The following is a 13,677-nucleotide window of genomic DNA, read 5'->3' as shown; positions in this document are numbered from 1 at the left end:
TCTGCACCACTTAATTTTTCGTATTCAGGCTGTTTAATGCCGCCTGAAGCTGATTGTCCTCTTCATGTGTGATCTCTTCCTGATTCAGAAGCTCCGGAGAAAGTTCCACCTCTACATCCGGCCGGATCCCGGTCTTGTTGATGGAATTTCCCTTCGGTGTATAATAATTGGCTATCGTCAGTTTCACCGCACTTCCATCACTGAGCTGTCTGATCGACTGCACCACACCTTTTCCATATGTAGTGGTTCCGACAATCGTTCCAAGCCCATAGTCTTTGACAGCACCTGCAAAAATTTCTGATGCACTGGCACTGTTTCCGTTGACAAGTACTGCCAGCGGCATATCCAGAGGGTTTTTGCCATCGCAGGTTTCCTCACTCCGGTTTCCATTTTTGTCCTCCGTATAAACGATCAGACCCTCTGGAAGAATGTCTCTGAGAATATCGCAGACAACATTCAGAAGTCCTCCCGGATTATCGCGAAGATCAACGACCAGTCTTTCCATTCCCTGCTCTTTGAGGTCTGCAAAAACCTCCTCATACTGTTCCACTGTCACACCCTTAAACTCTGTAATCTGGATGTAACCCGTATTTTCGTCCAACATCTCGCCAAAAACAGACGGAAGTTCCACATTGCTTACCTTCACTGTAATCTCCTGTGTGTCTTCTCCCTTTCTCTGAACCGTAAGAACAACATCTTTATCCTCATTGTCCTTTATCATGGAAACAACATCCTGTAATTCCGTATCTGTAATATCCTCTCCGTTGATCGCCGTGATCACATCATCCACTTTGACCCCAGCTTCTTCCGCCGTGCTTCCCTTATAGCATTCTACGATCTGTACACCACCGGCTGTATATTTCTGCATGGCAACTCCGATACCCACATAAGATCCTTCTGTAGTAACCGACTCCTGCTCATACTCATCTTTTGTATAATATCTGGAATACACATCTCCCAGTCCGTAAATCAGTCCGGCATAAACACCTTCCTCCAGCTTATCCGTACTGATCTCTCCCAGATATTCCTCATCGATCATATTTTCCAGATATTTTATTTTCTGTGTAAAAGCCAGATCTGAAAGGATTTCATCCGAGCGGCAATACTGCACCGCCTTGATCCCGCCTCCTGCCAGCACTGTCAGAATAACACCTGTTGCTACGCCTTTTACATATGTCCCATGTTTCATTTTGTCCGCCTTTCCCCAAAATAAGATATGCGGCATATGACTCCTGCCCTTAAGGATGAGTCCATATACCGCATATCAGATGTTCTTATTTTATACTCTTAAATGCTTCCTTGAAGTCAGAAAGCTTCCAATCAGACCGATTCCAATGCCGAGTGCCAGCCCCATAGGCAGCAGTGTCTGATACACTTTCCATACCGGGATAAAATCCACTACTCCTGTAAGCACATTGAAGCGTGTCAGAATATATTCTACTGTAGTATTATACAGGAAATATAATACTGTAAGCGGGATTGCCGCGCCGATCAGTCCAAGCACCATACCTTCCAGAAGGAACGGTGCACGTACAAAGCCATCTGTTGCACCGATATATTTCATGATCCCGATCTCCTCCTTGCGGACTGCAATACCGACCGAAACAGTATTGCTGATCAGGAAAATGGAAATGATCAGCAGAATCGCAATGATGATCATAGATGCGTAGGATACCAGTTTATTAAAGTTTCCAAGTGTGTTGGCCGCTTTTTCCGACTGGTTTACCTCGCGCACATGTTCAAGGCCCTGTATGTAAGAAACCAGCTCAGTCTGCTTCTCAATCTGATTCAGATACACATGATAGTTTGCTGAGTTGACCAGCGGGTTATCATCCCTGAAACCGTTTGCCGCATCGGAACCCTGGAAATACTGATCTTTAAAATTCTCCCATGCCTGCTCTGCGGATTCAAACTCGATGCGCTCAACCTCCGGCCGTGCCTGGATCAGATTGCCGACCTCTTCCATCTGTTCCTGGGTGGTTCCCTCATCAAAGAATACTGTAACCGGAACCTCCTGCTCTACCTTGTGTGCAATATTGTCAACATTTGTTACCAGAGAATAAAAAACTCCTACCAGAAAAATACAGGCAGCCATGGTAAGGATGGATGCCAGAGAAAACATCCAGTTTCTCTTTATGTTTATGATACCCTGTTTCAGAGTATACCAGATCGTACTAGGCCTCATGATATCCTCCCTCTTTTTCATCACTGATAATGACTCCGTCATGCATTGTAAGTACACGTTTCTTCATTGCATTGACGATTTCTTTATTATGGGTTACTACCACCACGGTCGTACCCTTCTCATTGATCTGCTCCAGAAGCTTCATGATCTCCTCGGAAGTCTTCGGATCAAGGTTTCCTGTCGGCTCATCCGCAAGAAGAATATCCGGGCGGTTTACCAGAGCTCGTGCAAGGGCAACTCTCTGCTGCTCTCCACCAGACAGTTCATCCGGGAAGGATTTATATTTCTCCGCAAGTCCTACCTCCTGTAATACCTCCGGCACACGCTTACGGATTACCTTGGTCGGTCTTCCGATTACTCGCTGTGCAAAAGCTACATTCTCATAGACATTTCTGTCCTTCAGAAGTCTGAAATCCTGAAAGACAACGCCCAGCTTACGACGATATCTTGCCACGCGGCGGTGTTTCATCTTTTCGAGACGCTCTCCGCTTACGATCAGCTGACCGCTCGTACAGTCCAGCTCCTTCATAAGAAGCTTGATCAGGGTTGATTTACCGGATCCGCTGCTTCCTACAACAAATACAAATTCACCTTTATCAACATGCAGGTTCACATGATTCACGGCCGGAAGGCCCTTACCATATGATTTGCTCACATCTATCAGATCAATCATCTGTTCCTCCTCCTTACACTACAAAGCAAAAAAATGCTGCCAGAATCTCCGGCAGCACTGTATGCATTCTGCTGCATAAATAATTTAATGTTTTGTAACATTGTTGTAACATATCTTCTGGCAGAATGCAAGTATTTTTGTTGAATTCATAAAATTTTCATTGTTTTAGTACTCAAGGGTCTCCATGTACTTCATGTAACGTACAACCATCAGTGCGATCTTGAATGTGATCGCATCTTCAAATACGCGAAGATCAAGCCCTGTACTCTTCTGAAGCTTATCCAGACGATATACCAGAGTATTTCTGTGAATATAAAGCTGTCTGGATGTCTCGGAAACATTGAGACTGTTCTCAAAGAACTTATCAATGGTCACCAGAGTTTCCTCATCGAAATCATCCGGTGATTTATTCTCAAAAATCTCCTTGATAAACATCTTGCAAAGAGGAATCGGAAGCTGATAGATCAGACGTCCGATACCAAGAGAACTGTATGCGATAACATCCTTATCTCCGAAGAAAATCTTGCCTACATCAAGTGCCATTCTCGCTTCCTTATAAGAACGGGAAACTTCCTTCAGCTCATTTACGATCGTTCCATATGCGATATGAGTTTCCTCATTCTGATTCAGTCCAAGTGTATCAAGGATTGCATGAGACAGCTTATCCAGATCCGCATAGCTCTCTCCCTCTTCAAGTTCCTTGACAATGATAATACTCTTCTCATCAACTGCTGTGATGAAATCCTTGCTCTTGCCGCCAAAGAAGCTCTTCACATTCTCCATAGAGCTGTGATCCTTCTCCTGTGAAAGTTCCAGAATCATAACTGCACGACGAACATCTGCGTCAATATGAAGCTTCTTTGCTCTGTTGTAGATGTCCACCAGAAGCAGATTGTCCAGAAGAAGATTCTTGATAAAACTGTCCTTATCAAAACGTTCCTTGTATGCGACGATCAGATTCTGAATCTGGAATGCAGCCAGCTTTCCAATCATATATGTGTCCTCATCATCTCCATGAGCAACCAGAACATATTCCAGCTGATAGTCATCACAGACCTTAAAATACTGGAATCCCTTTACAAGCTGACTGTCTGCCTGAGATTCCACAAATGCCTGTATGTCTCCCGGCTGTATCGAAAAATCTGAAAATGTTGTTGCGAGCACCTTTCCCTCTGTGTCAATAATACAGAATTCTGTCCTGGATATTTCCTTTAATCCCTCCAGTGTATTCTGAAGTACCTGATTTGATATCATCTGCCTACATCCCTTCTCGCTTATTGTGCGTTTTCTCTTGCTATCCCCATACTACCTGTATATTTACTCTATTTTAATATAAAATCACCAAAAATAAAAGAGGAAAACACAACTTTTTTACAGTTTTTTTGTTAGTTTTTGCTATTTTTTGCTATTTTTCGATGAAACCTTCGCCGTGAACCTCTCTTGCGTCTCCCACGATCACAAAAGCCTTCGGATCGATCTCATCGATCATTTCCTTGAGATGGACCAGTTCCTTCTTTCCGACCACGCAGAAAAGCATCAGCTTATCATTGCCGGAGTACATTCCTTTTGCCCGGATTCCTGTAATTCCACGATCTATATCCTCCATGACCATTCTGGAAACTTCATCAGGTTTGTCGGTAATGATATAAACAGCCTTTGAAAACTTAAGACCTGCGATGATCCCGTCTGATACTTTTGTCACCAGATATACTGCGATGATCGCATAAAGCGCACGTTCCACGCCAAACACATACATACCGGCAACTACAACCGCTCCGTCAACAAACTGCATGACCTGTGCAATAGAATAATGTTTCATATATTTCTGGATGATAGCTGCGAGAAGATCGGTTCCTCCTGTCGTTCCTCCCCCAAGGAACACAAGGCCGATTCCCACACCCTGCAGGATGCCTCCATATAACGCTGCCAGAAAAATATCTTCTGACAGCTTCCATGCCGGCAGAACTGCCAGCCACACTGTCAGAGAGATATCTCCCATCAGAGCTTTTTTTACAAATGAAAATCCCTTTATCTTCGCTGCAAGAATAAACACAGGAACATTCAGCACAAGGTTTGTAACCCAAAGTGGAACCCCATTTCCATATAAACCCTTTGTTCCTGCTTTAACAATGATCGCAATGCCCGAAAATCCACCGGTTACCATTCCTGCCGCATCAAAACAGGAAGTAATTGCTGTCGCCATCAGACCGGTTCCTATGATGATCAGCAGGTATTCCAGATACCATGGTTTTTTGCCTGTAATCTTCATCCTAAAGTTCTCCCTTCTACTCCCCTGTCGCTGTACTGTGATAAAGTATCCCTTAACCCAAAAGAACGGGACACAGCGATTTAACTGTTTCCCGTTCTTAGTCTGCCCTATTTGGAAGGCTGATTTGCAAATTTAATAAAATGATAGCTCTCAACAATCTGGAAATATTTGATGATTCTCGGATACAGCGGTTCTGCTGCATCTCCAAATTCTTCTTTTACCAGAGCTGCAATATCTTCCACGGTACGCTTTCCATCGATCAGTGGCCAGATAAATGTCCCCTGAGCGTCCAGATGAACTTTGGTGTACTGTGGTTTGTTGAACAAATTCTGAGCAATTTTGTTAAAAAGCCCTGTATTCTCAACATCCAGTATCACTCTGCCCTTGATATCCTTATGCCAGTGAAGTTCTTCGGATCTTACCGGAATCAGATCCAGGTAGTTGATATCCATATTTTGTTTTTTGCTTTTTTTATTCTGTTTTCTCATCAGGCTTTTTTCTTTTTCCATAAGGAGAATTTCAGCAGTGTCAGAATCATGATGATCATGAGAACAACACCACCGATATTGCCAAAGTTAACAACTCCGGATACATCCAGGCTGATACCAGCAACTGCAAGGATAGCAAGTGCGATACCTACCAGACCTTCTCCGGCGATCATACCAGCACAGTACAGTGTACCATCTGTAACCTGATCGTTCTTTGTTTTTTCATCAACGTTCTTTCTGCCATCCATAAACATACGAACAACACCACCGATCATGATAGTTGCGTTCAGGTAGATTGGAAGGTAAAGACCGATTGCGAAAGGCATTACCGGAATTCTTAAGATTTCCATACCGATTGCAAGGAATACACCGATGAATACGAGTGCCCATGGAAGATTTCCACCCATGATACCCTCAACGATCATCTTCATCAGGCCTGCCTGTGGCGCCGGAACTTCTGCTCCGCCGTATCCCCATGCTGCATCCAGAAGATACAGAACACCACCGATTGCAAGACCGGAAGCAACAACACCGATCAGCTCACCGATCTGCTGTGTCTTAGGAGTTGCACCAAGAAGGTATCCTGTCTTAAGGTCCTGAGAAGTATCACCAGCGATAGCTGCGATGATACAGATTACGGAACCGATTGCGATTGCTGCTTTCATACCATCAATTCCAGTCTGTCCACTACTCTTGATCACTATTGTAGAAATCAGAAGTGTAGCGATTGCCATACCGGAAACCGGGTTGTTGGAGCTACCGATCATACCTACCATACGTGAAGATACTGTTGCAAAGAAGAATCCGAAGATTACAATGAGGAGTGCTCCGAGCGGATTAACCGGGATAGCCGGTACTGCCCAGATAATCACTACCATTGCAACGATACCGATCAGGATGAAGTTCATCGGAAGATCTCTGTCAGTTCTTGCTGTTCCTTTAACGGAACCGCCTTTAAGATCTTTCATAGAATCACGGAATGTGCTGATGATCAGCGGCATGGATTTGATCAGGGAAATGATACCACCGGTAGCGATAGCACCTGCACCGATATATTTAACATATTTGCTCCAGATTGCTGCTGCTCCTCCAGCTGCATACAGCTGGGAAATAGTTACACCCGGATCAGCCGGATACAACCATGTGTCTGGTCCAAACAGGCAGATCATAGGAATAATAACCATCCATCCAACGATAGAACCTACGAACATGAAAGATGCGATACGAGGTCCTACAATATAGCCAACACCGAGAAGTGCCGGATATACTTCCATACCAATTTCACCCTTAAAAGATGTAAATGCTGCAGAAACGTCTGCCGGAATCACCTTCAGACCATCAACTACGAATTTGAATACTGCTGCAAGTCCCATACCTGAGAATACAGTAGATGCGTTAGCACCACCCTCTTCACCGGCAAGAAGTACATCTGCGCAGGCAGTTCCTTCCGGATAAAGCAGTGTTGCATGCTCTTTTACGATCAGAGCGTTACGAAGCGGTACCATGAAAAGTACGCCAAGGATACCACCGCAAAGTGCGATCAGAGTGATCTCAACCAGACTTGGTTTGTCACACAGACCTTCTTCTGCCCATAAAAAAAGAGCAGGCATTGTGAAAATAGCACCTGCTGCAAGTGACTCACCGGCAGAACCGATGGTCTGTACCAGGTTGCTCTCCAGAATGGAGTTTTTCTTCATGATGACACGGATAACACCCATAGAAATAACTGCTGCCGGAATAGATGCAGAAACAGTCATACCGACACGAAGTCCGAGGTATGCGTTAGCAGCACCGAATACGATTGCAAGGATGACACCCATGATCACTGATGTCACCGTCATTTCTGCTGTTACTTTTTCAGCAGGAATATACGGTTTGAACTCTTTGTTGTCGTTCATTGTTTTCCTCTCCCTTGTTTTTTTGGTTCATTAACCTCAATCTATTATACGCGACTTCATTGGCATTAGCAAGAGTAATTTTATGTATTTTTTATATTTTATTCCCATTTATTTAACATTTTTTAGAAATTATGCATATTCTTATCTATTATCCATCAATTTCAAGCTGTTTTGTCAGATACCTTCCGACAATCTTTGAGAAGTTTTTGATATCACGGATATAAGCAAAGTCCTTGCCAAATATCTTTTTCTCAGTGGCAAGGTCTTTCTCTTCACCGGCAAATACTCCCAGAACACTGACTTCCAGATTCCTCAGATGCCGTATCTCCGTTGCCGTATCAGAGATTGCCTCCTGCCCCTGATAAGGTTTCGGATTTCTGGCGTTTGGACGGTTCACCAGCACATCATACGGCTTTCCGTCGCTGAGTACGATCAGGATCTTCTTTTCTTCCTCCCTCGCAAGAAGCCCATACCCTGCTGTCTTGATCGCCAGTCCGTCTCTGTTATTGGACGAGGTTACGTAATTAAAAATATTCTCATTGGCAGTTCTCGGATCATCATACTCCCTGAACCTGTGAAGGATCGTATAATCCCAGAAAGTACAAAAGCTCATCACCCTGTGCGGGATTTCCACATTACTCAGGGCTTCACTGATGATATAAGCCTGCAGTGCCACTTCACCCTGACGGCTCATCTGCGATCCGCTGGCATCTATCAGTACATCCACAACAAACTCCGATGCCTCACCTTTTAGTTCCTGCTCAAAAAACTTCGCATCCCGGCTTCTTCCGATCCTCCAGAGCCTGGACGGAACGATCTGCCCTCTGTCCGAGAGAACTGTCTGCGTTTCACTCCGAAGGACAAGTGACTTTCGAAGAGTATCCGTCAATACGGAAATGTTTCTCTTCACAATCCTGTGTTTGTCATGATACAGCCAGATATTCTTGTTTCTCAGACGTTTTGCATACTCATACTGATAATTCCGTTTTGCAGGATTCTTAAGGATCCCCTCCGTAAAATAAAGGCTGCAGTCACTGTGGACTCCCCGACACATCAGATAGTTGATCCTTTTTTCCTCCGCTTCACTGAGATAAGTTTTTCCATAATTTAATTCTACATAAGTATAGGCTTTTTCCAGCATCTCCGGCGTGACCACGGTGATATTTTTCTTTTTGTGACGTTTTTCTTCCATTTCTTCTGTCACAGAGCGATCTTCCATACCGACCATATTGGTTGTCAGCTGTTCCACATAACTCTCAAGAGCTTCCTCATACATTTCTTCTGAGAGAAAATCTTCCCAGGAATACTCTGTCAGTTCTTCCAGCGTAACCGCCAGCACCCGCTCAAGATTTCCGTGCAGTCTCTCAAACATCGGATCAACAAGCGCATTATACAGTTCGTCGATCACCCGGATCAGTTCCATGGTATCCTTCGCTTTTCCCGCCCGGATCACAAGCTCCATAAAGGGCACCATCCTGCGCTCCACCCTGTATTCTCCACCATCCAGTCTTCGCCTCAAAACAGCAACCTTCAGCCTTCCAAGGAGATCCTTCTGTGACGGCATCTCCTCAAATTCCTGATCCAGAATATCCTCGAAGGCCTCTCTCTGCATACTCCGGATCCCCGGACGTTCTTCGCATATTTTTTCTCCGATTGCCTCTTCAATGCAAAGCTGAGCAACGGCTGTCAGTTCACCCTCTCCTGCCTGAAGAAATACTTTTTTGACCAGATAAAGCCCCAGAAGATCTTTATCATAAAATCTTGCCAGGGCTCCCTGTTTGATTCCGTCGTAAAGAGCGATCGCCCTCGATCGGAGAAAGAGTGAAATATCCGGTTTCATATCCAGTTTATAATCACCGCTGACTGTCCACAGAAGATTGCGGATGCGGTTTTCCAGTTCCAGCCGGCTGTCTTCTATTTCCAGTGGTTCTTCTCTATTCATAGATATCCTCTCTGGTCCATTCTTTCGGAATCCTTGTTCGGACAACATCCTCTACGATTTCCTTTTCAAAGATATCAAAGGTCTTGTTGACAACTCCCATCTGCACAGCAAGAGCCGGTGAAAGTCCCACCTTAATGATCCTCATTGCGGCCAGCAGTCCACGAAGATCCAGTGCCTTGGTGGAAATCTCGCTGTTCAGTGCCTTGAGCTGGAGATCCAGAAACAGTCCGACAAACTGTTCCACTGCTTTTTCCTTCGCATCAGGAAACATTTCTTTAAAAATAAAGCCAAGCGTCTCCTCTGTCTGTGCAGGCATATCAATGACAAGGAAACGGGAAACCAGTGCTTCGTTCAGTTCCTTGGTTCCTGCATAGCCATAGTTCATGGTTCCGATAAATCTCGCTGCCGGATGAAGGTCAATCTTGTCATATCCCGGCACATCAATGGAACGACGGTAATCCAGTGTTGCATGGAGCACAGATACCGCATCGTTTTTGGCCATATTGATCTCATCCAGAATACCAAATCCGCCATACTCCGCACAGCGGTAAATACTTCCCTTCCGAAGCTTCACCTCATTATCCTCGAAGGTATCTGTTCCGATCAGGTCTCCGCTGCTGGTATTTACATGAAAGGATACATTGTAGGACGGACGGTTAAAAATATATGCCAGATTCTCAGCCAGAATATTCTTTCCGGTTGCCTTCGGTCCGGTCAGAAGCAGGTTCTGACCCTGAAGGATGGCCGCGATTGCCATCTCCAGGATCTCCTTTCCATAGAAGGGAATCGATGGCCTGATAATTCTTCCTGCCACTTCATCCTTTACCGGATAAGCCTGTCTGAATTCCTCCGCTCTTTTTATCAGCTCCGGGGAAACATTTTGTTTCTCCAGAAATTCTAATTCTTTCATTTCGCTACTCCCGAAAAATTATACTTCAAAAATCAAATCTCCATAAGAAGGCATCGGCCACATTTCCTTGTCAACCAGCATCTCCAGTTCATCAACCGGTTTACGCAGTTCTTCCATGATCTTTGTCACGGTATCTTTACAGTATACAGCACGTTCTCTTCCCTCCGGAACCTGCGGTATTTCTGCAACAGCTTTGGTAAGTTCATTCATGGCACTGCTGGTTTTCTTAAGAAGCTCACTGCATTTCTCAAGAAGCTCCATCTGTACGCTCACGTCGATCGGGCCTGCCGCCTTCACTGCATTGATGGACTCAGCCAGCACTGTGGTATATTTTATTACTGCCGGAATGATCTGCTTGGTTGCGATGTCGATCATAGTCTTGGCTTCAATGTTAATAGCCTTTGCATAGATTTCATACTGAATCTCTGCACGAGACTGCAGCTCTGTTTCCGTAAATACATGGAATGTCTCAAACAGCTTCACTGCCTTCGGTGTGGTAAGTGCCGGAATAGCATCCACCATGGACGGCAGATTCGGAAGTCCGCGGCGTTCTGCTTCTTCGGCCCATTCCGGAGCATATCCGTTTCCATTGAAGACGATTCTCTGATGGTCGATCGCATATTCCTTGATCAGATCATGGACTGCCATATCAAAGTCATCGGCAGCCTCGAGACGGTCGCAGGCTTCCTTGAAGGCCTCTGCCGCAATAGTATTAAGGACAACGTTGCACTCTGAGATAGAATCTCTGGAGCCAACCATACGGAATTCAAATTTATTTCCGGTAAAGGCAAACGGTGAAGTACGGTTTCTGTCTGTTGCATCCTTCATGAAATCCGGAAGTGTCTTAACACCCGTCTCAAGGATGGTTCCCTTCTTGCTGTGTGTTGCGGTTCCTGTGCTGATAAGCTGATCCATGACATCTCCAAGCTGTTCACCGAGGAATACGGAAATCACGGCCGGCGGTGCCTCGTTGCCGCCAAGTCTGTGATCATTTCCCACATCCGCAGCAGATTCACGGAGCAGATCTGCATGCGTATCTACAGCCTTGAGGATACAGGTCAGGACAAGCAGAAACTGAATATTCTCATGCGGTGTCTTGCCCGGCTCCAGAAGATTGATGCCGTCATCTGTAGTCAGAGACCAGTTGTTGTGCTTACCGGAGCCGTTTACTCCTGCAAACGGTTTCTCATGAAGCAGACAGCGCATACCATGACGGCTGGCTACTTTCTTAAGGATACGCATCATGATCTGGTTATGGTCTGCCGCAATGTTTGCAGGTGCATAGATCGGAGCCAGCTCATGCTGTGCCGGAGCAACCTCATTGTGCTGTGTCTTGGCTGTCACGCCCAGCTTCCAGCACTCTTCATTGACCTCTTTCATATAGGCAGAAATTCTCTGGCGGATGGTTCCAAGATAGTGATCATCCATCTCCTGACCCTTCGGCGGCATTGCACCAAACAGAGTTCTTCCTGTATATGTAAGGTCTTTTCTCTGAAGCCATTTCTCTTTATCAACGAGGAAATACTCCTGCTCTGCACCTACAGAAGGAGTTACTTTCTTTGAGGTTTTGTTTCCAAAAAGTCGGATAAGACGCAGTGCCTGGACATTGATCGCTTCCATGGAACGCAGAAGCGGTGTTTTCTGATCCAGTGCTTCGCCTGTATAAGAGCAGAATGCTGTCGGAATACATAAAGTTCCGCCGGCTGCATCATGGCGTACAAAAGCCGGTGAAGTACAGTCCCATGCTGTATAGCCTCTGGCCTCAAAAGTCGCACGAAGTCCACCTGACGGGAAAGAAGATGCATCTGACTCTCCTTTGACCAGTTCCTTACCGGAAAAACTCATAAGAACCTTGCCGTTTTCTTTCGGTGCGGTAATAAAGGCATCATGCTTCTCCGCCGTAACACCTGTCAGTGGCTGGAACCAGTGGCTGTAATGTGTTGCACCCTTCTCGATCGCCCATTCCTTCATCTCGTGAGCAACCACATCGGCTACTTCCGGAGAAAGTTCCTTGCCTTCCTCAATGGTTTTCTTCAGTTCCTTGTAAACCTTCTTAGGGAGTCTCTCTTCCATAACAGAGTCATTGAATACATCGCATCCAAAAATTTCTGTTACATTCATATAATCTGACATTTTTTTCTCCTTTGATTCTCATTATAGTTCTGCTTATTTATTCCCTGGTGCTCTTAAGATAAAGATTCAGAGCCTTATGATGATTCTCGATCTCCACCGATCTGTGATCACCGCCAAATTCTCCATCCAGAGTCCATGGAACCTCTTCCTCTGCCTCGATCAGGAGTTTCTTTGTTTTGAAAGAGTGTACAAGATCCGTATTATCCTCTGCCATCACAAGAGCCGTAATGATCTCCTGTAATTCCAGCGGGTTCTTTGGATTTACGATCAGTGTCACCTCAAAGAGTCCGTCATTCATATCTACATTCTTACCGGTGAGATTCTTAAAGCCGCCCACTGATCTGGAATTGGTCACCATTCCAACAATAAAATCATCCTCTATTTCTATTTCATCTGAAGTAACTTTCATATGATAGGATTTGATGTCAAAAAGACGCTTCACTCCCTCCAGCACATATGCCACATGTCCAAGAACGTTCTTCAGATCCTGATCTGTCTCGTAGGATACATCTGTAAAAAGGCCAAAAGCAGCTACATAGGCAAATGTCTGCTGATTAAATCTGCCGATATCACAGTGATAGAGCTCCTCCTCCATGATCATCTCTGCGGCTTTGACCATGTTTTTCGGCATAAACAGACTGTTCGCAAAATCATTCGTACTGCCGGCAGGAATATACCCGATCGGTACCTGACTTCCCGCCTCCATGATTCCGGTAACCACTTCATCCAGAGTACCGTCTCCTCCGCTGCATACGATCAGATCGACAGAGTCTGCATACTCCTTTGCTTTCTGGTAGGCATCCTTCGGCGCCTGGGTAGCCCGGATAATGATCTCATAATCATGTCCGCTGAAAATATCAACGATATCAAGCAGGTTTGTTTTGATCTTGCCCTTTCCTGCTTTGGGATTAAAAATAAAGAGCATTTTCTTTCCCACGGTCTGGTGTCCCCTTTCTTTTTGAATTCTTATGCATTTAATATCATACAACAAAACTTTTGAAATTCCTAGACGCAAATTTTCTATAGGTATCGCCAAAAAAATTTATGGTTGTTGTTCACTTCGTTCACAGCAGCCTGCTCTGATTATAAAGAAAAAAAATCCCCTGAAATTCAGGGGATTGAAGTAGCGAGAGGGGGATTCGAACCCTCGACACCACGGGTATGAACCGTGTGCTCTAG

The 13,677-nt window shown here is 45.0% G+C and carries 11 protein-coding genes; all 11 read right to left on the bottom strand.

The window, feature by feature from the left end; all coding sequences use genetic code 11:
* Window positions 1-10 precede the first annotated feature (10 nt).
* Entirely contained in the window at window positions 11-1,189 is a 1,179-nt protein-coding gene (locus LIR34_RS08260) for a S41 family peptidase (RefSeq protein WP_173901795.1), read from the bottom strand.
* 90 nt (window positions 1,190-1,279) lie between these two features.
* A complete protein-coding gene (gene ftsX / locus LIR34_RS08255) occupies window positions 1,280-2,185 on the bottom strand; it encodes a permease-like cell division protein FtsX (RefSeq protein ID WP_161284036.1) in 906 nt (301 codons plus the stop codon).
* On the bottom strand, window positions 2,175-2,858 hold the full coding sequence (ftsE, locus tag LIR34_RS08250) for a cell division ATP-binding protein FtsE (RefSeq protein ID WP_161284035.1): 684 nt from the start codon (window positions 2,856-2,858) through the stop codon (window positions 2,175-2,177). The genes ftsX and ftsE overlap by 11 nt, the downstream gene beginning before the upstream one ends.
* 165 nt (window positions 2,859-3,023) lie before the next feature.
* On the bottom strand, window positions 3,024-4,112 hold the full coding sequence (locus LIR34_RS08245; RefSeq protein ID WP_161284034.1) for a PucR family transcriptional regulator: 1,089 nt from the start codon (window positions 4,110-4,112) through the stop codon (window positions 3,024-3,026).
* Between the two features lie 151 nt (window positions 4,113-4,263).
* The gene (locus LIR34_RS08240; RefSeq protein ID WP_161284033.1) at window positions 4,264-5,127 is read right to left on the bottom strand and encodes a YitT family protein; all 864 of its coding nucleotides are present in this window, start codon (window positions 5,125-5,127) and stop codon (window positions 4,264-4,266) included.
* 107 nt (window positions 5,128-5,234) lie between these two features.
* On the bottom strand, window positions 5,235-5,636 hold the full coding sequence (locus LIR34_RS08235) for a PqqD family protein (protein ID WP_161284032.1): 402 nt from the start codon (window positions 5,634-5,636) through the stop codon (window positions 5,235-5,237).
* Window positions 5,615-7,513, bottom strand: a complete 1,899-nt coding sequence (locus LIR34_RS08230; protein ID WP_173901794.1) for an OPT family oligopeptide transporter — start codon at window positions 7,511-7,513, stop codon at window positions 5,615-5,617. Before LIR34_RS08230 ends, LIR34_RS08235 begins: the two co-directional genes overlap by 22 nt.
* 148 nt (window positions 7,514-7,661) lie before the next feature.
* The gene (locus LIR34_RS08225; RefSeq protein ID WP_173901793.1) at window positions 7,662-9,455 is read right to left on the bottom strand and encodes a cobaltochelatase CobT-related protein; all 1,794 of its coding nucleotides are present in this window, start codon (window positions 9,453-9,455) and stop codon (window positions 7,662-7,664) included.
* Window positions 9,448-10,365 carry an AAA family ATPase gene (locus tag LIR34_RS08220; RefSeq protein WP_161284029.1) on the bottom strand — a complete coding sequence of 306 codons (918 nt, stop codon included), beginning with the start codon at window positions 10,363-10,365 and terminating at the stop codon, window positions 9,448-9,450. The genes LIR34_RS08225 and LIR34_RS08220 overlap by 8 nt, the downstream gene beginning before the upstream one ends.
* An 18-nt stretch (window positions 10,366-10,383) precedes the next feature.
* Window positions 10,384-12,498 (bottom strand): glutamine synthetase III family protein, encoded by a 2,115-nt coding sequence (locus LIR34_RS08215; protein WP_173901792.1) that lies wholly within the window; start codon window positions 12,496-12,498, stop codon window positions 10,384-10,386.
* A 37-nt stretch (window positions 12,499-12,535) separates the two neighbouring features.
* On the bottom strand, window positions 12,536-13,435 hold the full coding sequence (locus LIR34_RS08210) for a diacylglycerol/lipid kinase family protein (protein WP_173901791.1): 900 nt from the start codon (window positions 13,433-13,435) through the stop codon (window positions 12,536-12,538).
* Window positions 13,436-13,677: the final 242 nt, after the last annotated feature.

This window comes from Blautia sp. MSK17_66, assembly GCF_020538025.1.
Taxonomy (GTDB): Bacteria; Bacillota; Clostridia; order Lachnospirales; family Lachnospiraceae; genus Blautia_A.
This window is presented reverse-complemented; position numbering and strand designations above follow the sequence as displayed.